The sequence below is a fragment of the Maritimibacter sp. UBA3975 genome (assembly GCF_002384975.1).
Taxonomy (GTDB): domain Bacteria; phylum Pseudomonadota; class Alphaproteobacteria; order Rhodobacterales; family Rhodobacteraceae; genus Maritimibacter.
Map to the genome: position 1 here is coordinate 133,534 of NZ_DGCP01000017.1, position 23,819 is coordinate 157,352.

Annotated in this window: 23 protein-coding genes; 10 read left to right on the forward strand and 13 right to left on the reverse strand. The window is 65.9% G+C overall.

Going from position 1 to position 23,819, the window contains the following annotated elements:
- Nucleotides 1-40: 40 nt before the first annotated feature.
- The 7 genes from B2585_RS17350 to B2585_RS17380 all read right to left on the reverse strand — a co-directional run bounded on the left by B2585_RS17350 (nucleotide 41) and on the right by B2585_RS17380 (nucleotide 5,567).
- Entirely contained in the window at nucleotides 41-628 is a 588-nt protein-coding gene (locus B2585_RS17350; protein WP_292025193.1) for a hypothetical protein, read from the reverse strand.
- Nucleotides 625-909, reverse strand: a complete 285-nt coding sequence (locus B2585_RS17355) for a hypothetical protein (protein WP_292025194.1) — start codon at nucleotides 907-909, stop codon at nucleotides 625-627. The genes B2585_RS17350 and B2585_RS17355 overlap by 4 nt, the downstream gene beginning before the upstream one ends.
- Entirely contained in the window at nucleotides 906-1,394 is a 489-nt protein-coding gene (locus B2585_RS17360; RefSeq protein WP_292025195.1) for a lysozyme inhibitor LprI family protein, read from the reverse strand. The genes B2585_RS17355 and B2585_RS17360 overlap by 4 nt, the downstream gene beginning before the upstream one ends.
- Nucleotides 1,395-1,404: 10 nt before the next feature.
- Nucleotides 1,405-2,163, reverse strand: coding sequence for a flavodoxin family protein (locus tag B2585_RS17365; RefSeq protein WP_292025196.1), 759 nt, complete (start codon nucleotides 2,161-2,163; stop codon nucleotides 1,405-1,407).
- A gap of 28 nt (nucleotides 2,164-2,191) precedes the next feature.
- Entirely contained in the window at nucleotides 2,192-3,355 is a 1,164-nt protein-coding gene (locus B2585_RS17370) for an isovaleryl-CoA dehydrogenase (protein WP_292025197.1), read from the reverse strand.
- A 327-nt stretch (nucleotides 3,356-3,682) separates the two neighbouring features.
- Nucleotides 3,683-4,876, reverse strand: a complete 1,194-nt coding sequence (locus tag B2585_RS17375) for a DegT/DnrJ/EryC1/StrS family aminotransferase (RefSeq protein WP_292025198.1) — start codon at nucleotides 4,874-4,876, stop codon at nucleotides 3,683-3,685.
- 31 nt (nucleotides 4,877-4,907) lie between these two features.
- Nucleotides 4,908-5,567, reverse strand: a complete 660-nt coding sequence (locus tag B2585_RS17380; RefSeq protein WP_292025199.1) for an HAD-IA family hydrolase — start codon at nucleotides 5,565-5,567, stop codon at nucleotides 4,908-4,910.
- Between the two features lie 87 nt (nucleotides 5,568-5,654).
- On the opposite strand from B2585_RS17380, the gene glmU reads away from it, so the two are divergent.
- From glmU to B2585_RS17405, 5 genes are read left to right on the forward strand one after another with little or no spacing between them, the layout of a single operon-like run.
- Entirely contained in the window at nucleotides 5,655-7,007 is a 1,353-nt protein-coding gene (glmU, locus tag B2585_RS17385) for a bifunctional UDP-N-acetylglucosamine diphosphorylase/glucosamine-1-phosphate N-acetyltransferase GlmU (protein ID WP_292025200.1), read from the forward strand.
- A 4-nt stretch (nucleotides 7,008-7,011) separates the two neighbouring features.
- On the forward strand, nucleotides 7,012-8,832 hold the full coding sequence (gene glmS, locus B2585_RS17390; RefSeq protein WP_292025201.1) for a glutamine--fructose-6-phosphate transaminase (isomerizing): 1,821 nt from the start codon (nucleotides 7,012-7,014) through the stop codon (nucleotides 8,830-8,832).
- A 3-nt stretch (nucleotides 8,833-8,835) separates the two neighbouring features.
- On the forward strand, nucleotides 8,836-9,378 hold the full coding sequence (locus B2585_RS17395; protein WP_292025202.1) for a pyridoxamine 5'-phosphate oxidase family protein: 543 nt from the start codon (nucleotides 8,836-8,838) through the stop codon (nucleotides 9,376-9,378).
- Entirely contained in the window at nucleotides 9,375-10,052 is a 678-nt protein-coding gene (locus tag B2585_RS17400) for a DNA alkylation repair protein (RefSeq protein WP_292025203.1), read from the forward strand. Before B2585_RS17395 ends, B2585_RS17400 begins: the two co-directional genes overlap by 4 nt.
- A 59-nt stretch (nucleotides 10,053-10,111) precedes the next feature.
- Nucleotides 10,112-11,224, forward strand: coding sequence for a 5-methyltetrahydropteroyltriglutamate--homocysteine S-methyltransferase (locus tag B2585_RS17405; RefSeq protein ID WP_292025204.1), 1,113 nt, complete (start codon nucleotides 10,112-10,114; stop codon nucleotides 11,222-11,224).
- Nucleotides 11,225-11,305: 81 nt separating this feature from the next.
- On the opposite strand, the gene B2585_RS17410 is transcribed toward B2585_RS17405, so the two are convergent.
- A complete protein-coding gene (locus B2585_RS17410; RefSeq protein ID WP_292025205.1) occupies nucleotides 11,306-12,592 on the reverse strand; it encodes a DUF3422 family protein in 1,287 nt (428 codons plus the stop codon).
- An 88-nt stretch (nucleotides 12,593-12,680) separates the two neighbouring features.
- Entirely contained in the window at nucleotides 12,681-13,838 is a 1,158-nt protein-coding gene (locus tag B2585_RS17415) for a type III PLP-dependent enzyme (RefSeq protein WP_292025206.1), read from the reverse strand.
- Nucleotides 13,839-14,077: 239 nt separating this feature from the next.
- Here B2585_RS17415 and B2585_RS17420 point away from each other — a divergent pair, with 239 nt between their 5' ends.
- Nucleotides 14,078-14,623 (forward strand): pseudouridine synthase, encoded by a 546-nt coding sequence (locus B2585_RS17420; RefSeq protein ID WP_292025207.1) that lies wholly within the window; start codon nucleotides 14,078-14,080, stop codon nucleotides 14,621-14,623.
- Between the two features lie 321 nt (nucleotides 14,624-14,944).
- Nucleotides 14,945-15,388, forward strand: coding sequence for a hypothetical protein (locus B2585_RS17425; protein WP_292025208.1), 444 nt, complete (start codon nucleotides 14,945-14,947; stop codon nucleotides 15,386-15,388).
- Nucleotides 15,389-15,680: 292 nt separating this feature from the next.
- Here B2585_RS17425 and B2585_RS17430 read toward each other — a convergent pair whose 3' ends face one another.
- The 3 genes from B2585_RS17430 to B2585_RS17440 form a co-directional block, all read right to left on the reverse strand.
- Complete coding sequence (locus tag B2585_RS17430) at nucleotides 15,681-17,156, reverse strand: NAD(P)(+) transhydrogenase (Re/Si-specific) subunit beta (protein WP_292025209.1); 1,476 nt, start codon at nucleotides 17,154-17,156, stop codon at nucleotides 15,681-15,683.
- Between the two features lie 13 nt (nucleotides 17,157-17,169).
- Nucleotides 17,170-18,744, reverse strand: a complete 1,575-nt coding sequence (locus B2585_RS17435; RefSeq protein WP_292025210.1) for a Re/Si-specific NAD(P)(+) transhydrogenase subunit alpha — start codon at nucleotides 18,742-18,744, stop codon at nucleotides 17,170-17,172.
- A gap of 136 nt (nucleotides 18,745-18,880) precedes the next feature.
- Nucleotides 18,881-19,330, reverse strand: a complete 450-nt coding sequence (locus B2585_RS17440) for a methyltransferase family protein (RefSeq protein WP_292025211.1) — start codon at nucleotides 19,328-19,330, stop codon at nucleotides 18,881-18,883.
- 149 nt (nucleotides 19,331-19,479) lie between these two features.
- Here B2585_RS17440 and B2585_RS17445 point away from each other — a divergent pair, with 149 nt between their 5' ends.
- Nucleotides 19,480-20,241 (forward strand): SDR family NAD(P)-dependent oxidoreductase, encoded by a 762-nt coding sequence (locus tag B2585_RS17445; protein WP_292025212.1) that lies wholly within the window; start codon nucleotides 19,480-19,482, stop codon nucleotides 20,239-20,241.
- 30 nt (nucleotides 20,242-20,271) lie between these two features.
- On the opposite strand, the gene B2585_RS17450 is transcribed toward B2585_RS17445, so the two are convergent.
- Complete coding sequence (locus B2585_RS17450; protein WP_292025213.1) at nucleotides 20,272-20,874, reverse strand: TetR/AcrR family transcriptional regulator; 603 nt, start codon at nucleotides 20,872-20,874, stop codon at nucleotides 20,272-20,274.
- A 111-nt stretch (nucleotides 20,875-20,985) separates the two neighbouring features.
- On the opposite strand from B2585_RS17450, the gene B2585_RS17455 reads away from it, so the two are divergent.
- Nucleotides 20,986-21,450 (forward strand): (2Fe-2S)-binding protein, encoded by a 465-nt coding sequence (locus B2585_RS17455; protein ID WP_292025214.1) that lies wholly within the window; start codon nucleotides 20,986-20,988, stop codon nucleotides 21,448-21,450.
- A 1-nt stretch (nucleotide 21,451) separates the two neighbouring features.
- Nucleotides 21,452-23,671, forward strand: coding sequence for a xanthine dehydrogenase family protein molybdopterin-binding subunit (locus tag B2585_RS17460; protein ID WP_292025215.1), 2,220 nt, complete (start codon nucleotides 21,452-21,454; stop codon nucleotides 23,669-23,671).
- Nucleotides 23,672-23,819 lie beyond the last annotated feature (148 nt).

Sequence of the window (23,819 nt, forward strand, 5' to 3'; positions counted from 1 at the left end):
CGTGTTCTGATAAACTGTTGCTCGCTCGACGGCCTGCGCATCACGGCCCCTTCGGGCGCGACCGGGGCCGTACGGGCGGGGGCCGGTCGACCCAGCCCGACTCCACACCCGAAGGCGCGGCTCCAAGGTAGCGGGCGATCTGCCAGGCCAGCACGGCGATGCGCAGCCGGGCGTTGGCCTCGTTCGCGCCGCACCACGCGCCCATGAGCTCGGTCGTTCCCGCGCAATCCGGGCCGGCGGACGTGCCCTCCGCCAATGCGCGGGTCTGCGCATAGAGCGCACGCGGCCAGTCTTCGCCGCCCTCGTCGAGCGTGCCGGGATCGGGCAGGTCGCCGAGGATCCGCGCGGTCATCGCGTCCTGCTCGGCGGCGAGGTCTTTCTGACACGGGATCGTGTCGCCGCTCCGGTCGCACAGCACGATCCCGCCGCCCCCGCAGGTATAGACGTCGCCCGAGGACCACAGCCCGCCCACCACGTCGTCGATGGGCAGGTGCCCGTTCACAATCAGGCTCTGCTCGTAGCGGTCGATCAGGATGTCCATGCAGGTCTGGAACGTCGGTATGGCCTCCTGCGCCCGCGCGGGCGCGAACGGCAGGATCAGGGCGAGGGTTACGGCCGCGCGGATCATCCGTCCCGTCCCCCGTCCCGGCGGGCGACGAGGCCACCATAGGCGTCGGTCACATAATCAACCCGCGCCGCGCCCGTGCCGCATGTGATGACGTACCCGTCCCCTTGCGGTCGCCCCGCGCAATGAAGGTCCGCGCGCCCGGTCTCCTCGGCATACACAGCCGCCCAGTGCGCGACGATGCCCGACGGGTCCGGCGGCCCCATCCGGGCCACGCGGTAGCCCAGCATGGCCGACAGCCCGCACAAGACGAGCACGGTCGCGATATGGCCCTTGCGGATCAATGGAACTCCATCTCGACCCGGAGCGACAGCGCGCGCTCGCCGGTCATCTGCATCAGACAGGCGGCCGAAGCCGGGCCGCCCCCGGCGCCGCCGCCCCATTTCGATCGCTCGAAGGCGCAGTTGGCGTCACGCCAAGGAATCCACGCCCGCTGCGCGTCGCGCAGAGCGTCGGCGGTGCTGACCGGCATCTCGTTGACCTCGTCGTCATTTGCCAGCCGCGCCCGCAACGGACCGTAAAGCGCGTTCAGCTCCGCATCCCAATCCTCGTATTCCGCCCAGACGCAGGCCCCCTGCCCGACCGTGGAATAGCCCCCGGGCGTGTCCTCCATACAGCGGTTGGCAGCGGTGCCGATGCACTGGACCTTTTCATACCAGTCGTCGGTCGCCGCCACGCAATCGCGCGAATGGGCGAAGTCGTAGATAAGATCCTGCGCGGCGGCAGGGCTCGCGATCAGCAGGGCAGCGGCGATGATCCAACGTCTCATGGGGCGGTCCTCAGGCTCGGTAGTCCGGGTTTTCGTAATCGAAGCGGCACCCGGCGGACCACGCGCTGCGGTCATTGCCGTGGTTCGGCAGACCGCCGGCCCGGTGCAGCAGATCGGCCATGTGCATCAGGTTCCAAGTCATGATCGTGGTGTTGCGCCGGGTGAAATCGTTGTCATACCCGGCAGGCGCGCCGTCCACGTCGTCGCCGTAGGACGGCCCCGGCCCCGCCTCGCCGATCCAGCCACAATCGGCCTGCGGCGGGATCGTGTAGCCCAGATGATTGAGCGCGAAGCCCAGCGTCATGGCCGTGTGCTTGATCCCGTCCTCGTTGCCGGTGATGACGCAGCCGCCGACCTTGCCGTAATAGACCGACTGCCCCTTGTCGTTCAGTTCGCCCGACATGGCATAGAGCCGCTCGATCAGCACCCGGCAGACCGAGCTTTCCTCGCCCAGCCAGAGCGGCGTGCCGATGACGAGGATCTGCGCGGCCTGCACCCGCTCCCAGATCGCAGGCCAGTCGTCCCGCTCCCAGCCATGATCGCGCATGTCCGGGTAAACACCCGGCGGCACGTCATGGTCGAGCAGGTGAAGGTGGTCCACCGTGACGCCCTGCTTCTCCATCATCAGCGCCGAGACGTTCAGAAGCTTCTGCGTATGGCTGTCCGTTGCCTGCCGCTTCAATGAGGTGTTCACGAAAAGCGCCCGCAACCCTGAATAATCATGCGGGCTGTTCGCGCCGATCGCGTCCTGTTCGTCGCTCAAGGTCATGGCATCTCCTCCCAGAGTCGCACCCAGCCTAGCGCATCTTCGACATCAGTTCGCGCCCAACGAGCATCCGCCGGATCTCGGATGTGCCCGCCCCGATCTCCATCAGCTTGGCGTCGCGGAAAATCCGGCTCACCGGTGTTTCGTTCATGAACCCCATGCCGCCCATCGCCTGCACCGCCTGATGGGCCACCGTCATCGCCTCTTCCGAGGCATAGAGCACGCAAGCCGCCGCATCCTGCCGCGTGACCTCGCCCCGGTCACAGGCCTTCGCGACCTCGTAGACATAGGCGCGCGCCGAGTTCATCTTGGTGTACATATCGGCGATCTTCCCCTGCATAAGCTGGAAATCCCCGATCGCCTGGCCGAACTGCTTTCGTTCGACCATGTAGGGCATCACCTCGTCCAGACAGGCCGCCATGATGCCGGTGCCGATGCCCGAAAGCACCACGCGCTCGTAATCCAGCCCGGACATGAGCACCCTGGCCCCCTTGCCCTCTTCGCCGAGGATATTCTCGAACGGCACCTCGACATCCTCGAAGAAAAGCTGCGCCGTGTTTGACCCGCGCATCCCGAGCTTGTCGAAATGCGGGGAAGTGGAGAACCCCTTCATGTCCTTCTCGACGATGAAGGCGGTGATCCCCTTGGACCCTGCCTCCGCGTCGGTCTTGGCATAAACGACCAGCGTGTCGGCCTCCGGCCCGTTGGTGATCCAGAACTTGGAGCCGTTGAGCGTGAAATACCCGTTCTTCTTCTCGGCGCGCAGTTGCATCGAGACGACGTCGGACCCGGCACCGGGCTCCGACATGGCCAGGGCCCCCACATGCGCGCCCGAGATAAGCCCCGGCAGGTACTGCTGCTTCTGCGTCTCGGTGCCGTTGAGCTTGATCTGGTTTACACAAAGGTTGGAATGCGCGCCGTAGGACAGCGAGACACTGGCCGACGCCCGCGCGACCTCCTCTACCGCGACGGTATGAGCAAGATAGCCCATGCCGGACCCGCCATATTCCTCGGACACCGTGATACCAAGCAGGCCAAGCTCGCCCATCTCTTTCCAAAGATGCGAGGGGAAGTCGTTGGTCTTGTCGATTTCGGCCGCCAGCGGCTTGATCCGCTCCTGCGCGAACCGGTGCACCATGTCGCGAAGCTGCGCGATATCCTCGCCCAGATCGAAGTTCATCGACGCCATGAACATGGCTGACCTCCCATTTATTGAACGCTTGTTCATTTCTAGACACGAGAGCCGAGTCGGGTCAAGCGGTCGCGCTTTTGATGTTTCGCCGCCCGGCTGCGCCGGGCGCCGACCCATGCGAGAGGGCGCTGCCCTCTCGCGCTCTCCCGGGATATTTTGGACCGGAAAGGAAATGTTAAGGTCAATGCGCCATGGTTGGCGCACGGTACAGGCTGGGAAGCCGATGGCCGTGACCGGAAAGCCCCCGGGGCGACCCGGGGGTGGACCCGCCCCTCTTTCCGGTCCGAAATATCCCGGGAGGTCTGGAGGGCTGGCCCTCCAGAGCCGGCGTCAGCCGGCTTGATGGACCGGAGACACCTCGGCCCGGATGATCCGCGCGATCTGGGCGCAGTCCTCGAGCGAGAATGTGAGCGGCAGGCGCAGGTCGAGGATACCGCGCAGCACCCGGTCGGATGCCGGCATCGGCTCGGACGGGGCATAGTGCCAACTGTCATAGCGCGAGGTGAAGCCCACGGGCTCTGCCGCACCGAACCATTTGAGTTCCACGCCCTTGTCCGCGCACCGCGTGACCACCTCGGTCACCGCCGCACCGGACCAGTCGAGCAGCAGAAACTGGAAGGACGACATGACGTAGTCCTCGGCCTCGGGCCGGTCCACGATCGTCAGGCCGGGCGTGTTACGAAGCCCGTCTTCCACCACGCGGTAGCGCTCGTTCCAACGTGCGCATTGCGCGTCGAGATCGGCCAGTTGCGGGCGCAGGATCGCCGCGCGCAGGTTGTCCATCCGGCCCGACACGTTCGGCGTGTCGTATTTCACCCGCTCGAACACCTCCGGTCCCGGTGCGGCGAGGTGGCGGCCGTAGAGCATGTAGCTCCCCGACAGCATGACGGCGCGCGCCATGATCTCGTCGTCGTCGGTGACGAGCAGCCCGCCCTCGCCCGAGTTCATGTGCTTGTAGGTCTGGGTCGAGTAGCAGCCGACATGGCCCGAGCGGCCGGAGAGCACGCCGTTCCAGCGCGCCCCCATCGTGTGCGCGCAATCCTCGATCACCGTCAGACCCTTTTCCCCAGCCAGTGCCATGAGAGCGTCCATGTCCGCCAGGTGCCCGCGCATGTGGCTGAGCATCAGCACATCCGATCCCTCCGCCTTGGCGGCGAGGTCGTCGAGGTCGATCACAAGCCCTTCTGTCACGCCCACGAACACCGGCACGGCCCCGACCGACGCGATGGCACCGGGCACCGGGGCCAGCGTGAAGGCATTGGTCAGCACCCGGTCGCCGGGCTTCACTCCGACCGCCCGCAGCGCAGTGGCCAAAGCGTAGCCGCCCGACGCGACGGCGAGGCAGTATTTCGCCCCGCACCAGTCCGCGAATTCGCGCTCCAGAAGCGCGACCTCGCTCTCCTCCCCCGGCGCGGTGTTGTAGCGGTGCAGGCGGCCCGAACGCATGACCGCCACGGCGGCCTCGATCGCCGTCTCGGGGATCGGTTCCTGCTGGGTGAAGTTGCCCTTGAAGGTCTCGCTCATGGCGCGACATTGCGCCGGGCGCCCGACCCCGTCAACCGATGAGCCGGGCCACCTCGGCGTCCAGGTCGTCGTAGCTGTTCAAAAGCCCCTCGGGCTCCAGCGCGGCGACACCGGTGCCCTCAGGCCCGAAGGTGATGAGGAGCGAGGGCACCCCCGCCGCCCGCGCGGTTTCGCGGTCCGTCACGGTATCGCCCACCAGCAGCGACCGCGCGAGATCGCCCCCGGCCCGCTCCACCGCCGCGACAAAGGGTGCCGGGTCCGGCTTGCGCACCGGCAGGGTGTCCGCGCCGATGAGCGACGCGAAGAGGCCACGCACCCCCAGCCGACCAAGCAGGGTCTCGGCCAGCCCCTCGGGCTTGTTGGTGCAGACCCCGACCGCATAGCCCGCGTCCCGCAGCCGTTCCACCGCCGCGACCGCGCCGGGATACATGACCGTGTGGGTGTCGATATTCTCACCGTACCACTCCAGCAGGTAAGGATACTCGCGGTCCACACCCTCAAGCCCCTGCCCCAGCCGCTCGAACCCGAGCGTCAGCATCGCCCGCCCGCCGCGAAACGCCGTCGCCCCATCCGCCACCGGGTCGAGAACGTCGCCGTGGCCCAGGCGCGAGAAACAGGCGTTGGCCGCGCAGATGAGATCGCGCGAGGTGTCGGCCAACGTTCCGTCCAGATCGAAGATCACCGTTTTCATGCCAAACCCCCGGGACTTCCCGCCATGACCATTGCGTGTTACGCGGCGAGCGTTAAAACGAGTGCGCGGACAAGAAAAGAGCAGATCATGGCGACGGCCCTCATCATTCTCGCGGCGGGACAGGGCAAACGGATGAATTCCGACCTCCCGAAAGTGCTTCACGAACTGGGGGGCACGCCACTTTTTGCCCATGCGCTCGCCGCCGGGTCGGCCCTTGCCCCGGACCGGGTCGTGCTGGTCGCCGGCAACGGGGCCGAAGCCGTGACCAAGGCCGCGACCGACCGCGACGACGAGATCGAGGTGGTGTTGCAGGAAGAGCGTCTGGGCACCGGCCACGCGGTCGATCAGGCGCGCACGGCGCTTGGCGGTTTCACCGGCGATGCCATCGTGCTTTACGGCGACACGCCCTTCATCCGGCCCGAAACGCTCGAGGCGATGATGGAGGCGCGGGCCTCCGGCGCCGACGTCGTGATCCTCGGGTTCGAAGCAGCCGATCCCAAGCGGTACGGCCGCCTCGTCATGGACGGCAAGGAGCTCTTGCGCATCGTCGAATTCAACGACGCGAGCGACGAGGAACGCGCCATCACCCTGTGCAATTCGGGCGTGGTCGCCGCCGACAGCGCGACGCTTTTCGAGCTGATCGACGGGCTGTCCAACGAGAATGCGGCGGGGGAATACTACCTCACCGATATCGTCGAAGTCGCGCGCGCCAAGGGCCTGCGCGCCGAGGCCGTGACCTGTGACGAGGCCGAGACGCTGGGCATCAACACCCGCGCCGAGCTTGCCGCCGCCGAGGCCCAGTTGCAGGACATGAAGCGGGCCGAGGCGTTGGAGAACGGCGTCACGCTGGTCGCGCCCGAAACCGTGTTCTTCTGCGCCGATACCGTCATCGGGCGCGATGCGGTGGTGGAGCCCAACGTGGTCTTCGGCCCGGACGTCACAGTCGAAAGCAACGCGCGCATCCGGGCCTTCAGCCATCTTGAGGGCTGTCATGTCAGCGCGGGGGCCGTCGTCGGCCCCTATGCCCGCCTGCGCCCCGGTGCGGAACTGGCCGAGCGCGCCAAGGTGGGCAATTTCGTCGAGATCAAGAACGCCCAGATCGCCGAAGGGGCCAAGGTCAATCATCTGTCCTACATCGGCGACGCGAGCGTGGGCGAAGGCGCAAACATCGGCGCGGGCACGATCACCTGCAACTACGACGGGGTGTTCAAGCACCGCACCGAGATCGGGGCGCGCGCCTTCATCGGGTCGGACACGATGCTCGTCGCGCCCGTGCGCGTGGGGGCCGATGCCATGACCGCCACCGGCACCGTCGTCACCCGCGATATAGCGGACGGGGCGATGGGTGTGGGCCGCGCCCGCATGGAGGTGAAGCCCGGCTTCGCCGTCAAACTTTTCGACAAGCTCCGCGCCAAAAAGGCCCGGCAGAAAGGCAAGTAGCAGCATGTGTGGGATCATTGGCGTCCTGGGCGACCACGAAGTCGCGCCGATCATCGTCGAGGCGCTGGGTCGGCTGGAATACCGCGGCTATGACAGCGCGGGCATCGCCACCGTGAACGCCGCGGGCACGCTGGACCGCCGCCGCGCGGTCGGCAAGCTGGTGAACCTGTCGGACCTGCTGGTTCACGACCCCCTGCCCGGCAAGGCGGGCATCGGTCATACCCGCTGGGCGACCCACGGCGGCGTCACCACGCCCAACGCCCACCCGCACCAGTCGGGTCGCGTCGCGCTCGTCCACAACGGGATCATCGAGAACTTCGCCGCACTGCGCGCGGAACTGACCGAGGCGGGCTGCACGCTTGAGAGCGAGACGGACACCGAAACGGTCGCGGCGCTCACGGACATGTTCCTGGAACAGGGCCTCAGCCCGCGGGACGCGGTGCAGAAGGTGCTCACGCGGATCGAAGGGGCCTATTCGCTCCTGTTCCTGTTCGCGGGCGAAGACGACCTGATGATCGCGGCCCGCAAGAACTCCCCGCTGGCTATCGGTCACGGGGATGGCGAGATGTATGTCGGCTCAGACGCCATCGCGCTGAGCAACCTCACAGACCGGCTGACTTATCTGCACGAAGGCGACTGGGCGGTGATCACCCGTGCGGGGGCCGAGATCTTCGACGCCGCCGGGCGTCCGGCCAACCGCGAGATCCGGCAGGTCCGCATGGATGCGATGCGGATCGAGAAGCTGGGCTACAAACACTTCATGATGAAGGAAATCGCCGAGCAGCCCAGCGTGGTGGACCGCGTGCTCGACGCCTACCTTGCCGAAGACGGGATCACGATGGACCTGCCCGGCGTGGACTTCACGCAGGTCAGCCGTGTCTCCATCGTCGCCTGTGGTACGGCCTATTACGCGGGCCTCGTCGCGAAATACTGGTTCGAACACTACGCCCGTCTGCCCGTTGACATCGACGTGGCGAGCGAGTTCCGCTACCGCGAGCCGCCCTTTCCGACCGGCACCCTGTCGGTCTTCGTGAGCCAGTCGGGCGAAACCGCCGACACGCTGGCCGCGCTGCGCTACTCCGAGGGCAAGGCCGCCAAGATCGTGAGCCTCGTCAACAGCCCCGAAAGCTCCATCGCCCGCGAAAGCGACGTGGCGCTGCCGATCCATGCCGGGGTCGAGGTGTCTGTCGCCTCCACCAAGGCGTTCACAGCCATGCTGGCCACCTTCGCCGTCATGGTGCTCAAGGCCGGGGTCGAGCGGGGCGAGATCGACGCCGAGGCGCTCGCGGGCCACTTGGCCGATCTGCGCAAACTGCCGGGGCTCATGAGCCACGCGATCTCCATCGAGGGCGAGTTGGACAAGGCCGCGCGCAAGGTGGCGCAGTCGCGTGACGTGTTGTTCCTGGGCCGCGGCCAGATGTTTCCACTCGCCCTTGAGGGCGCCCTAAAACTCAAGGAAATCAGCTACCTGCATGCCGAAGGTTATGCATCGGGCGAACTCAAACACGGCCCCATCGCGCTGGTGGACAAGGAAACGCCCACGGTCGTCCTCGCCCCCCATGACGGGCTGTTCGAGAAGACCGTCTCGAACATGCAGGAGGTCATGGCGCGCGGTGGCCGGGTGCTCCTCATCGCCGATGCGCGCGCCATCGCCAAGTCCGGCGGCAACGTCTGGCGCACGATCACGATGCCTGATGCGCCGGAGCTGATCCAGCCGATGCTCTACGCCGTGCCGGCGCAACTCCTCGCCTACCACGCCGCCATCGCAAAGGGGACGGACGTGGACCAGCCCCGCAACCTTGCCAAATCCGTGACGGTGGAGTGAACCATGGCCAAGCAGTTCGACACCATCGCAGCCCCGCACAAGGCCTTCATCGAGGACCAGCACCTGTTCTTCGTGGGCTCCGCCGCGCGTGAAGGGCGCGTCAACGTCTCGCCCAAGGGTATGGACAGCTTGCGCGTCATGGGGCCGAACCGGATCGTCTGGCTCAACCTCACAGGATCGGGCAACGAAACCGCCGGGCATCTGCGTGACGTGAACCGCATGACGCTGATGTGGTGCAGCTTCACCACCCGGCCCCTCATTCTGCGCTGCTACGGCACCGCCCGCACCGTGCATCCGCGCGACGCGGACTTTGCGGAGCTTGCGGGCCTCTTCGGCACGCCCACCGGCGCGCGGCAGGTCTATGACATGACGGTGGACCTCGTGCAGACCTCCTGCGGCTACGCGGTCCCCTTCTTCGACGAGCACCGCGAGCGCGATACGCTGGTGACGTGGGCCGAGGACAAGGGCGACGACGGCATCGTGGCCTACTGGGAGGAAAAGAACCTCAAGACCATCGACGGGGCCGATACCGGGATCTTCGAATGACCCCCGAAGCCGCCCTCGACGTGCTGCGCGCGCGTATCGAGCCGGGGCGCGCCGAGGGGGCGGCAGCCTATCACAAGGTGGAGCGCGAATACCTCGGCGTGCCGAACCCCGCGATCAACGACATCACGAAAGACTGGCGGCAATCGCACACCGTCGACGAGCGGGTCGCACTGGCCGACGCGCTCTGGCGCACCGACATCTACGAGGCGCGTCTGGCGGCGGCGAAACTGCTTACGCAGGCCCGGATCAAGGGCGACGAGGACGCATGGCGGCTCATCGCGTCCTGGGTGCCGGATTTCGACAGCTGGGCCATTGCCGACCACGCCTGCATGGCGGGGCAGAAGCGGCTGGTGGCCGACCCCGCGCGGGTGGATGAGGTCGAAGGCTGGACCACATCGGACCATATGTGGACCCGGCGCGCCGCGCTCGTCATCACCCTGCCCTGGACCAAGCAGAACAACCCCAAGCCCGCAGACCTCGCGATCCGCGAGCGTGTGCTGGGCTGGGCGGCCGGATATGTCGACGACCGCGAATGGTTCATCCAGAAAGCTGTGGCGTGGTGGCTGCGCGACCTGTCCAAGCACGACCCCGAGCGCACCCGCGCCTTCCTCGCCACCCACGGCGATCGGATGAAGCCCTTCGCGCGCAAGGAAGCCGGGAAATACCTCGCCTGACTGTTGTGGACGCAACGGCAACGGCATAACGTCGCGCCAAACCACAGTTGGAGGATTTCATGGCAGACCTGACACCCCCGTTCCGCGCCGATCACGTCGGTTCGCTCCTGCGCCCCAAGGCGATCCAGGAGGCCCGGAAAAAGCATTTCGAGGACGGCGCCCTCTCCGCCGAGGAGCTCAAGGCCGTCGAGGACGCCGAGATCCCGGCGCTCATCAAGATGCAGGAAGACGTGGGGCTCAAGGCCGTGACCGACGGCGAGGCGCGCCGCTCCTTCTGGCACTACGACTTCATGGGGATGCTGACCGGCCTCGACCTCGACGAACGTGACGAGGGCGTGCAGTTCGCCGGCGTCAAGCTGCGCCCGATCTTCCCGACGATCACGCAGAAGCTCGACTTCCCCGACGACCACCCGATGCTCGACCATTTCAAATTCGTGGCAGCCAATACCAAGGTCGTGCCCAAGATCTCGATCCCCGGCCCGTCCTGCTGCCACTTCCGCACGGCGCCCGAGGATATCCACCCGGCGGAATACAAGGACCCCGAGGCGCTCTTCGCCGACATCGCGGCGACCTACAAGAAAGCGGTCGCGAAGTTCTATGAGGCCGGGTGCCGCTATCTTCAGATGGACGACATCTTCTTCGCCTACCTGTGCGACCCGAAGCATCGTGAGGAGAAGAAGGCCAACGGGCAGGACCCCGACTGGCTCATCCAGAAATACAGCTGGATGATGCGCGAGGCGATCAAGGACCGGCCCGCCGACATGACCATCGGGATGCACATGTGCCGCGGTAACTTCCGCTCGACCCACGCCGCCGAGGGCGCCTATGACCTCGCCGCCGAGGCGATCTTCGACACGGGCGTCGACATCTTCTTCATGGAGTATGACACCGACCGCGCGGGCGGGCTGGAGCCGTTGAAACTGCTGCCCAAAGGCAAGCAGCGCATCCTGCCGGGCTTCGTGACGACCAAGACGCCGGAGCTGGAAGAGATCGACTGGCTCAAGTCCAAGTTCGACGAGGCCTCCAAATACGTCGACATCGACCAGCTGGGCATCGCGCCGCAATGCGGCTTTGCCTCGACCGAGGAAGGCAACGCGGTGACCGAGGACGACCAGCGCAAGAAACTGGAGCTCATCGTGCGCTGCGCCGAGGAGATCTGGGGCGGCGTCTGACGGCACCTGACGGCAAAAGGAAAGGGCGCCCCGGTGGCGCCCTTTTTCTTTGGGGCCCCTCCGACCGCGCCGCCCGAAAGCCTAGCGGTCGACCAGCCGTTTTCGCACCGACCGCGCTGCACGCCAGACGATCAGCACCACCGGGATCACCAGCGCCGCCGTCCACCACACCTTGTCCACATGCAGCGCCTTGGCCACAGGCGCCGTCAGGTAGCCCAGAAGGCTCACGGCGTAATAGCTGATCGCCACCACCGACAACCCCTCGACCGTTTCCTGAAGCCGCAGTTGCAGGTCCGCGCGCCGGTCCATGCTCTCGAGCAGCGACTGGTTCTGGGCGGACCGCTCCACATCCACCTTGGTGCGCAGCAGGTCGCCCGCGCGGATCGCCCGTTCAGCCATGTCGGCCAGCTGCCGCTCCACCGCCTTCACTGTCCGCATCGCGGGGTCGTAGCGGCGCGTCATGAACTCGCGCAGCGTCTGGCGCCCGTCCCAACGTTCTTCGCGCAGAACCTCGATCCGCTGGTTCACGATGGCCTCATAGGCCCCCGTCGCCCCGAACCGGAACGTCGTCTCGGCGTTCAGCTTTTCAAGCTCCGCCGAAATCGTCAGAAGCTCCTGAAGCCGCGCCTCGGACGCGCCCGTTTCGTCGCCCAGCCCCGAGACGAGGCCCGACAGTTCGTCCCCGATCTCGCCCAGCCGCCCCTGGATGGACCGCGCCCGGGTCAGGCCGAGCATCGACATCTGCTTATATGTCTCGATCTCGCAGAACCGCTGCACGATCCGCCCGATCCGGCGCGGTGAGCACCCGTCGGCAGCGAACAGCGCGAACCGGGCGTGCCCCCCCTCGTCGATGCGGAAATCCCCCGCCACGATCCCGTCGCGGTCGAGCACATAGGACGCCGCCACGCTCTCGGGCACGAACCACGACGCGATCTTGTCGCGCAGGTCGGGCGTGTCGGGCATCGGCTCCACCCGGATCAGCGCCGAGGTCATGCGCGCCCCCGGCGCCTCGGCCAGCCAGTCCTCGGGGAAGACGTCGAACATCTTGGGGTCGAAGGGCCGGTCGGAATTTCCGGTGCCGAAAATCGTGTAGGTCACGAACTCGGTATGGCTTTCCCACTTCAGCCGGTATTTTCCGAGATCCCCGAAGTAATGGTTCGAACCCGGCTTGGGATGCGCGGTGCCGTGCCGGTCGAGCAGCGCGGTCAGATGCGCGACATCGGCCCGCCGGTCGCGCGCGGCGGCATCTTCCGGCTGCTTGATGGCCAAGTAGACGGCGAAACACGGCGCTTCCAGCGAAGGGAAGGGCCGTGCATGCAATTCGTTCGCCAACGCATAGCGCTGCGGATGATCCTGGATGGTGGCCATGTCCCGACCCTGTTCCTCGCGTTTCGTGACGAACACGTTACGCGAGGGAACCGGGTCAGAACAGTGGTGGATTGTCGCGCGGTCGCGGTCAGAGAACGACCACGTCCAGCGGCGGGAAGCCGTTGAAACCGACCGACGAGTAGGACGAGGTATAGGCACCCGCATTGCGGATGATCGCCCGGTCGCCGGATTTCAGCGCCAGCGGCAGCATGATCGGGCGTTTCTCGTACAGCACGTCGGCGGAGTCGCAGGACGGGCCGGCCAGGATGCAGGGGCCCATCTCGCCCCCGTCACGCGGGGTCGCGATCTGGTAGCGGATCGCTTCGCCCTCGGTCTCGGCAAGGCCCGAGAACCGGCCGATGTCGAGATAGACCCAGCGGTGCATGTCGTCGTCGGATTTCTTGGACACAAGCAGCACTTCCGCGATGATCGCGCCGCATTCGGCCACAAGACCCCGGCCCGGCTCGGCCATCACGCGCGGCACGTCGCCGAAACGCGCGGTGACAAGCTCCATGACGCGGGCGGCATAGGTCGCGGGCGCGTCGATGGCTTCGCCGTAGAAGGCCGGAAACCCGCCGCCGATGTTGAGCAGGTCGAGGTCATAACCTTCGGCCACCGCGCGGTGCCAGATCTCGGCCACGGCGTCGAGCACGCCGGTCCACATCTCGGCGCGTTTGGTTTGCGAGCCGACGTGGAACGACAGGCCGACGGGCTTGAGGCCAAGCTCCACCGCATAGGCCATGAGATCGATGGCCTTCTCGCCCCGGCAGCCGAACTTGCGGCTGAGCGGCCAGTCGGCCTGCGAGTTCTCCACGATCATGCGGATATAGACTTCCGCGCCCGGCGCGTGCTCCGCGATCTTCTCCAGCTCTTCTTCGGCGTCAGCGGCGAAAAGGGTCACGCCCGCGTGCCAGGCGAAGGCGATGTCGCCCACCTTCTTCACGGTGTTGCCGAACGAGATGTCCGCCGGGTCCGCCCCCTGCGACAGGCACAGTTCGATCTCGGCGCGCGAGGCGGCGTCGAAATGCGAGCCGATGTTGACGAGGCGCTCGATGATCTCGCGGGTCGGGTTCGCCTTTACCGCGTAGTGGATGTTGGCACGGCCGAGGCCCTGCGCGAGCTGGTGGAACTGGTACTCCACACGGTCCACGTCGAGGACGAGCGTCGGACGGTCCACGGACATCGACTGAACAGCGGTTTCGAGACGGGTGATCGGGGCGAAATCGCCCTGTGCAACGTAGGTCATGTCTATCTCCAATAGACAGGGGTGTAGTACCCCAAGGTTCCAAGGGAGACGTTACCGTCGCTGCATAAACGCGTGCCGATCCATCCTCGCGGGTCTCCCCGATCATATGGTCTGCCGGTCGTGGCCAGAGGCGCGTGCGTTGGCGTCTTGAAAATCGCATGTGGGGCAGAACATGAGTCGTTGCAAGAGTTTTTGAATCCGTGCGTGAAGTTTTTGCCGAAGCCGCTTATGGGGAACACATGGCCCGGCTTATTCTGTTCAACAAACCCTTCGACGTGCTGTCGCAATTCACCGACACCAAGTCGCCCACGCCACGCCGCACGCTGTCGGATTTCATCGACGTGCCGGGGGTCTATCCGGCCGGTCGGCTGGACCGCGACAGCGAGGGGCTTTTGCTTCTCACCGATGACGGACGGCTTCAGGCCCGCATCTCAAGCCCCAGATCGCGGACCCCGAAAACCTACCTCGTGCAGGTGGAGGGCGCGCCGGACGAGGCCGATCTCGAACCGCTGCGCCGGGGGCTCGACCTCAAGGACGGGCGCACCCGCCCTGCCCTCGCACGTCTGATCGACCCGCCGACGTTGTGGGAGCGTGACCCGCCGGTCCGGTTTCGCAAGTCGGTTCCCGACCGCTGGATCGAAGTCACGATCACCGAGGGCCGCAATCGTCAGGTGCGGCGCATGACCGCCGCGATCGGCTTTCCCACCCTGCGCCTCGTGCGCTGGCAGGTGGGCGACTGGGCGCTCGACGCAATCGCCCCCGGCACCTGGCAGGACGCCCGATAAGGGCGCGTCCGGGCCCCGGACAGCCTTTCGGACAGGTTTTCCCGACCAATTCTGACGCATTCGCCTAAAACCGTGTCGATTAAGGCGGGCTCGCCCTTTTTGTGTCGGACCGTCGCGAAAATGCCCCCACTCGGACCCGAGTTCATCGACTTGCGGACGAAAAGGATGGGTATTCCTTACCGTATCAACGCTGGTCTGCTCCGGCGTCTACGCAAAAAAAATGGTACTGAAATGCTGCTGACTGCCGTAAAACGCTTCTTGTCCGATGAAACGGGCGCCATAACCGCCGATTTCGTCGTCTTCTGGGGAGGTTCCATCCTGATGGCCCAGACTATTGTCGGGGACGTGTCCCATGGCGTCATGAACGTCGCCGGAGGGATCTCGGGAATGATGGAAGAGATCGCCGCCACCAACCTCACGCTCGAGGAAGTCACGGGGATCGCCACCACCGCATCCGAAAGCGGCGCGGACGATAGCGGCACATCGGATCAAAGCGACACGGGCGGTTCAGATGCGTCGAACTCCGGCGACACGGGGTCGAGCACTGGCGGATCGACGGGCACAGGCAACCCGGGCAACGACAAGGATGTCGGCAACGCTGGCGAGAACCCGAACGGCCGCGACGACTGGGGCTCCGGCTCCAACGGGATGAGCGACTCCGGGTCGAACGGGAACAGCGGGAATAACGGCAACAACGGCAACAACGGAAACGGGAACGGGAACGGGAACGGGAACGGGAACGGGAACGGGAACGGGAACCGCTAACCCCGACACCCACCGGCGTCAAAGGCCCGTGCGTTACGCATGGGCCTTTTTTTGTGGATCAGCAGCCTCAACCGAGCCGCTGCGGGATCTGGATCGCCAGCACCGACAGGATGGCGAGAAGTATCACGACGCCGAGGGCGATCAGGAGTTTTCTCAGCATCAGGCGCTCCCACAACAAGACCCCGCCATTGGGCGGAGCCTGCGCGCCCCTGTCAATCATTCCGCCACCATGCCGCCCCGAACGAAAAAGGCCCCGCGCACTGCGGGGCCTTTTCCTTGAACCAATCGAAGATCAGTCGAGCAGCGCAAGCAGCGCCGTGACCGAATCCTTCGCATCGCCGTAAAACATCCGCGTGTTTTCCTTGTAAAACAGCGGGTTCTCGATGCCGGAGTAGCCGGTCCCCTGCCCGCGCTTGGACACGAACACGTCCTTGGCCTTCCAGACCTCCAGCACCGGCATCCCGGCGATGGGCGAGTTGGGGTCTTCCTGCGCCGCCGGGTTCACGATGTCGTTCGAGCCGATGACGATCACGACGTCCGTATCCGGGAAGTCGTCGTTGATCTCCTCCATCTCGAGCACGATGTCATAGGGCACCTTGGCCTCGGCCAGCAGCACGTTCATGTGACCGGGCAGACGGCCCGCGACCGGGTGGATGGCGAAACGCACGTTCTTGCCCTGCGCGCGCAGCTTCTTGGTCAGGTCGCTGACCGCGTTCTGCGCCTGCGCCACGGCCATGCCGTAGCCGGGCACGATGACCACGCTGTCGGCTTCCTTGAGCGACTGGGCCACGCCGTCGGCCTCGATGGCCTTCTGCTCGCCCTCGATCTCCATCGCCGGACCCGACGTGCCGCCGAAGCCCCCGAGGATCACCGAGATGAACGACCGGTTCATCGCCTTGCACATGATGTAGGACAGGATCGCACCGGACGACCCGACCAGCGCGCCGACCACGATCAACAGGTCGTTGCCCAGCGAGAAGCCGATGGCCGCCGCCGCCCAGCCCGAATACGAGTTGAGCATCGAAACGACGACCGGCATGTCCGCCCCGCCGATCCCCATGATGAGGTGGTAGCCGATGAACAGCGCCGCGACCGTCATGATGGCCAGCGGCAGCAGCCCGCCGGTGTTGACGTACCAGAACAGCCCGATGAGCGAGATGATCGCCGCACCCGCGTTGAGCGCATGGCCCCCCGGCAGCTTCTTGGCCGCCGAGTTCACCTTGCCCGCGAGCTTGCCGTAGGCGATCACCGAGCCCGTGAAGGTCACGGCACCGATGAACACGCCCAGGAACAGCTCGACCTGAAGGATGTTCAGCTCGACATTCGTCTTGTGCGAGATGAGCTCACCAAAGGTGCCCAGCCCCTGCTCATGCAGCCACACGGCCATGCCGGCAGCAGTGAGCGAAGTGGGGGCGTTCGCCATGATCTCGGCAACGCGGCCGATCTCCAGATGCGCGTTGTAGCCCACGAAGACCGCCGCCAGACCGACGAGCGAGTGCATCGCGGCCACGAGTTGCGGCATCTCGGTCATCTGCACGCGCTTGGCGACGTAGAAACCGATGATCCCGCCCGCCGCGATCAGAACGATGGACAGCAGCCACAGGCCCGCACCGGGGCCGATGAGCGTTGCGAAGACCGCCAGCCCCATGCCGACGATGCCATACCAGACAGCCCGTTTCGCGCTTTCCTGGCCCGAGAGCCCGCCCAGCGACAGGATGAAGAGGACGGCGGCGACCACATAGGCCGCAGTTGTGAATCCGAATTCCATGTATCCGTCTCCCTTACGATTTCTGGAACATGGCGAGCATGCGCCGGGTGACGAGGAAACCGCCGAAAATGTTGATCCCGGCCATGAAGACCGACACGGCCGCCAGAACGATCACGAGGAACGACCCCGATCCGATCTGCATGAGCGCGCCGAGGATGATGATCGACGAAATGGCGTTGGTGACGGCCATGAGCGGCGTGTGGAGCGAGTGGCTCACCCCCCAGATCACCTGGAAGCCCACGAAGACGGCCAGCACGAAGACGATGAAGTGCTGCATGAAGCTCGCCGGGGCGAACAGACCCGCCAGCAGGATCAGCCCGCCGCCGACCGCGAGAAGCGTCGCCTGCGTTTTGGTCTGCTGCTTGAAGGCCGCGACCTCCTGCGCGCGTTTCTCCTCGGGCGTCAGTTCCTTGGGCTTCTCGGTCTTCTTCTGCGCCGCGATCGCCTGTGTCTTGGGCGGTGGCGGCGGGAAGGTGATCTCGCCCTTGTGCGTCACGGTCGAGCCGCGAATGACGTCATCCTCCATGTTGACGTTGATCTTGCCGTCCTTCTCGGGCGTCAGATCGGTCATCATGTGGCGGATGTTGTTGGAATAGAGCGTCGAGGACTGCGTGGCCATGCGCGACGGGAAGTCGGTATAGCCGATGATCGTCACACCGTTCTTGGTCACGATCTTCTCGTCCGGAACGGTCAGCTTGCAGTTGCCGCCCTTTTCGGCGGCAAGGTCCACGATCACCGAGCCGGGCTTCATCGCCGCGACCATGTCTTCGGTCCATAGCTCGGGCGCTTCGCGGTTCGGGATCAGCGCCGTGGTGATGACGATGTCCACCTCGGGGGCCAGCTCGCGGAACTTGGCAAGCTGGGCTTCGCGGAACTCCGGCGACGAGACCGAGGCATAACCGCCCGTGGACGCGCCGTCCTCCTGCTCCTCCTCGAAGTCGAGATAGACGAACTCGGCGCCCATCGATTCGACCTGCTCGGCCACTTCAGGGCGCACGTCGAAGGCATAGGTGATCGCACCCAGCGAGGTGGACGTGCCGATGGCGGCCAGACCGGCCACACCGGCCCCGACCACGAGCACCTTGGCCGGCGGCACCTTGCCCGCCGCCGTCACCTGCCCGGTGAAGAACCGGCCGAAGTTGTTGCCCGCCTCGATCACCGCGCGGTAGCCCGCGATATTGGCCATCGACGACAGCGCGTCCATCTTCTGCGCGCGGCTGATGCGCGGCACCATTTCCATCGCGATGACGGTCGCGCCCTTGGACTTGGCCAGCTCCAGACCCTCTTCGTTCCCGCCGGGATTGAAGAAGGTAATCAGGGTCTTGTCCTTGGTCAGGCGCTTGAGCTCGGTATCCGTCGGGATACGAACCTTGGCGATGATGTCCGCCTCTTTCCAGAGCGCGGCGGCCGTCTTCACGATCTTGACGCCTGCGGCCTCGTAATCGGAATCGGCGAAATCGGCACCCTCGCCCGCCTTGGTTTCGATCAGGCAGTCATAGCCCAGTTTCTGCAACATGCCCGCCGATTCCGGCGTCATGGCGACGCGGTTTTCCCCCGCGATGGTTTCCTTTGGAACACCAATCTTCACGTTGTCGTCCTTCTCCCACTGGCACCGCGACATCTCTGCGCGGTCTCGAATGTGTGTCTATCGTCCCCGCGCGCGGTCTGCGACCGTGACGGGGCGTTCGTAAGATTAACCTTTCACTACCCCGCCTGCCCCCACGTCACAACCAACGACGCACCTGGGCCATATAGGCGTGAGCTTCGTCCCCGAAGGCCGCGACCAGCCCCGCTTCCTCGCCCCGGATGAAGCGCCGGGTGATGAACCACCCGAACAGCGGCACGAGGATCAGCGCAACCGGCGCATCGAGGATCACGATCACCCCGGTCAGCACCAGCGCGTCGCCCAGATAGATCGGGTTGCGCGTGAGCCGGTAGATCCCCGACTTCAGGAACGCCTCCGGCCTCCGGCGCGGAATGAAACTCGTGCGCGCGGCAAGGAACTGCGCCACGGCCGCGACCATGAGCGCCAGCCCCGCCGCGACCAGGCCGTAGCCCAGCCAGACGGTCCAGGTCAGACCGAAGCCCCAGCCGGGCAGCGCCCGGTCGATCGCGACAGCCCCGGCCAACGCGACCAGGAGCCAGAACGGCGGTATGTCGATCCAGCGCAGCACCAGAATCCTTCGCGCAACATAATTTCATCGAGCCCGGTTTATCGGCAAAGATTATTGCGAGCGCAACCCCTCGCAGGTGCAGCAATTCCGTGACGTTGCGATTGCGCTTGGCCGTGGGGTCCGTAGCGTGGGTCAAAACGGGAGGACCCATGACAGATCTGACAGGAAAACACGCCCTCGTCACCGGCGGCGGCACGGGCATCGGGCTCGCCATCGCCACATCGCTGGCAGACGCAGGTGCGCAGGTGACGATCACCGGACGGCGCGCGGACGTGCTCGACGACGCCGCCGCGACCCATGACAATCTCCACGCCGCGACGATGGACGTGACCAGCGAGGACGACATCCGCGCGGCGGTCACGGCGGCGCGCGACGCGCGCGGGCCGATCACGATCTGCGTGGCGAACGCGGGCATTGCCGAGGGGCGCAAACTGTCCAAGACCCCCACCGAGCTGTGGCGCAAGGTCATGGCGGTCAACCTCGACGGCGTGTTCCTCACGGTGCGCGAATGCCTGCACGACATGGAGGGCGAAGACTGGGGCCGCGTGATCGCCATCTCCTCCATCGCCGGGGTGAAGGGGCTCAAGGGCGCGGGCGCCTATTCGGCCTCGAAACACGGCGTCATCGGCCTCATCCGCTCGCTGTCCGAGGATTATCTCGGCTCCAATCTCACCTTCAACGCGATCTGCCCGGCCTATGTCGACACCGACATCGTGAGCCGCAACGTGGACGCGATTGCCGAAAAGATCGGCGGCGACCGCGAGGCGGCGATGGCGATGATGCGCGACGTGAACAAGCACAAGCGCCTGATCCGGCCCGAAGAAGTGGCGGCGGCGGCGATGTGGATGGTCAGCCCGGGATCGGAAAGCGTGAACGGCCAGACCATCGAAATCGCGGGCGGCCAGATGTGACGCCCCGGTTTTCCTGACCGGGACCGCCGCTTACGCCGGGGTCAGCGCCCGTCCGAACAGCCGGGCCAGCCGGTCAAGATCGGTCAGAAGCCGGTCGTAATCGCGCGCCGCCATCACCACGCCATGCACGGCCTCGTAGATCACCGAGGCCGTCTCGCCCGCCGTGCCGAAGGCCTCAAGCGTCACGCGCCCGTCGCGCGCGGCGCTTTCCAGCCAGTCGGCCAGCACGCCCGTCAAACGCGCGTCGCCCGCTGCGGCCATCTCGGCGGCCACGGTCGACTTGGCGTCCATCAGCTCCGCGCCATGCGGCGATGCCATGAGCGCGTCGAAGGGCTTGGCCACCTTGAGCGCGAGTGCCGCGCGCAGCCCGGCCACCGGGTCCGGCGCCGCCGCCAGCACCCCGGCCATCTGCGTTGCCACCTGGTCGAAGTAGCTCTGCACCAGCGCGTTGAAGATCGCTTCCTTGTTCTTGAAATGCAGATAGACAGCCGCGCGCGACATGCCCGCGCCCCGCGCGATATCCGCCATCGACACGCGCCGGAACCCGTAAGCCCGGAACGCATCGAACGCCGCGTCGAGGATCGCCACCTGTTTTTCATCCGCCCGCTCGGGGCGCACCGTATCAACCTGCATGAGAGTGTTCTGACAAAATGGACGAAAACTGTCAATTGACAAGATGACATTTCGCGTGCATTTTGTCAGAAATGATGGCGCGCGAACAGCCAGTCACGGGAGAGACCAGCCATGAGTTACACGATCACCGTCAACGGGACCTCGCACGAGGTCGACCTGCCCGGCGAGGTGCCCCTGCTTTGGGTGCTGCGCGACGAGCTGGGTCTCACCGGCACGAAATTCGGCTGCGGCGTCGCGGCCTGCGGGGCCTGCACCGTTCAGGTGGACGGCATCGCCCAACGCTCCTGCCAGCTTCCGCTCGACGCGGTCGAGGGCGACGTGACCACGATCGAGGGTGTCGGCACCCCTGACGACATGGCCGCCATTCAGGCCGCCTGGGTCGAACATAACGTGGCCCAGTGCGGCTACTGCCAGTCCGGCCAGATCATGCAGGCCGCCGCCCTGCTTTCCGACAACCCCAATCCGACGGATCAGGACATCGACGACGCGATGCAGGGAAACCTCTGCCGCTGCGGGACCTACCCCCGCATCCGCGCCGCCATCCATTCCGCCGCCAAAGCGATGCAGGAGGCCTGATATGTCCCGTCTCGGAAAAATCACTCGCCGCGTCTTCATGGTCGGCGCCGTCGCCGTCACCGGCGGCGTGGCTGTCGGAGCCTATGCCGTCACCCGCGACCCCAAGAACCCGCTCGACCCGTCCGAGGGCGCGTCGCTCAACTCCTACGTCATCATCGACCAGGACGGCGTCACGGTCATCGTGCCGCGCGCCGAGATGGGGCAAGGCGTGCAAACCTCCCTTGCCGCCCTCGTGGCCGAGGAACTGGAAGTGCCGATGAGCATGGTGCGCGTCGAGCACGGCCCGCCCGCCAAGGCCTATGCCAACTCCAAGTTCATCCTGCCGCGCGGCTATGACAGCGAACCGCCGGGCAAGCTCGTGAATACCGTCATGGAGGCGATGCCCCGCATGATGGGGATGCAGGTCACCGGCGGCTCGATGAGCGCCGTGGACGCGTGGGAGAAGAACCGCATCGCCGGTGCCGCGGCCCGCGAGATGCTGATCTCCGCCGCCGCCGACCGGCTTGGCGTCGGTCGTGACCAGCTCCGCGCCGAGAACGGCGCGATCGTGGCGACCGACGGCACGTCGATCCCCTACGCCGACCTCGCCGAGGCCGCCGCCGCCATGACCCCGCCGGAAAACCCGCCGCTCAAGAACCCGTCGGAGTTCAAGCTGGTGGGCAAGGCGCTGACCAAGCTCGACCAGCCCGCCAAGGCGACCGGCACCGCGCCCTTCGCCATCGACACACGCGCCGAGGGCATGAAGTTCGCGACCGTCAAGATGACCCCGCGGATCGAAGGCACCATGGTCTCCTATGACGCCTCCGAGGCCGAAGGGATGCCGGGGGTCGAGAAGATCATCGACCTTGGCGACGGCGTGGCCGTGGTGGCCAACAACACCTGGCTCGCCATTCAGGCCGCCGAGGCGATCACCTTCGAATGGGGCGAAGCCCCCTATGGCGCGACGACGGACGAGATCTTCGCGGATCTCGAAGCCGCCTTCGACCTCGACGTGAACTCGACCCCGCATGACCACGGCGAGGTGACGGAAAGCGACGAGGATCTCGTGGCCGAATACCGCGCGCCCTTCCTGTCGCACGCGCCGATGGAGCCCATGAATGCCACCGCGCTCTACACCGGCGATGCGCTGGAAATCTGGGCCGGTGTGCAGGGTCCGATCATCACGCAGCAGCAGGCGGCGGATGCCGTCGGGCTGAAGCAGGATCAGGTCACCGTCCATACCACGATCATGGGCGGCAGCTTCGGCCGCCGGGGCTTCAACGAATACGCCATCTATGCCGCGAAAGTGGCGCAGGAGATGGAGGGAACGCCCGTCAACGTCACATGGTCGCGCGAAGAAGACATGCGCCACGACCATTACCGCCCCGGCGCGATCGCGCGGATGCGTGCGCGTCTGGACGGCGACAAGATCGACACGTTCAAGGCCGACCTCGCGGCGGGCTCGGTGATGCGCGCCACGATGAAGGCCTTCATGGGCATGGACCGCGCAATGTCCGACCCGATGGTGACCGAAGGCGTCGCGGAACAGCCCTACGGCTTCCCCAACGTGCTCATCCGCGGCTACGTCCCCGAACGCACCCCGCGCGTGGGCTTCTGGCGCTCCGTCGGCAATTCGCAGAACGCCTTCTTCATGGAGAGCTTCATCGACGAACTGGCGCACAAGGCGGGCGCCGATCCGCTCGCCTTCCGCCTCGCCCATATCGAAGGGACCGACGCCGAGACCGCGGAAGTCCTGCGCACCGTGCGCGACATGGCGAACTGGACCGGGCAGACACCTGCGGGCAAGGGGCGCGGCGTCGCCGTAACCTACTCCTTCGGGACGCCGGTGGCCGAGATCATCGAGGTTTCGGATCAGGACGGCGCGGTGAAGATCGACAAGGTCTGGATCGCCGCCGACCTTGGCAAGATCATCGACCCGGGCAACGTCGAGGCGCAGCTCGTGTCCGGCGCGATCTACGGCCTGTCCGCTGCGATGTTTGACGAGATCACATTCGAGGACGGCATGGTCGTGGAAGGCAACTTCTGGGATCACGACGCGCTCCGGATGAGCAACTCCCCCGCCTTCGAGGTGAAAGCCCTCGCCCTCGGCGGGGCCGTCGGCGGCGTGGGCGAACCGGGCACACCGCCCGCCGCCCCCGCGCTCGCCAACGCGATCTTCGACCTGAACGGCACACGCCTGCGGCAAATGCCCTTCCGCCACGAGGTCGAGTTCACGGCCTGACGCCCTTCCGAAAGGGTCAGTCCCTGTTGCAAAAAATCACGGATTCCCGCCACATGGCGGGAATCCTTACTGTTTTCTGAAAATTGACGTTACGTCACCTATCGGACTGAATGAACCGGTTCGTTACAAATCACTCAGGCACGACCGG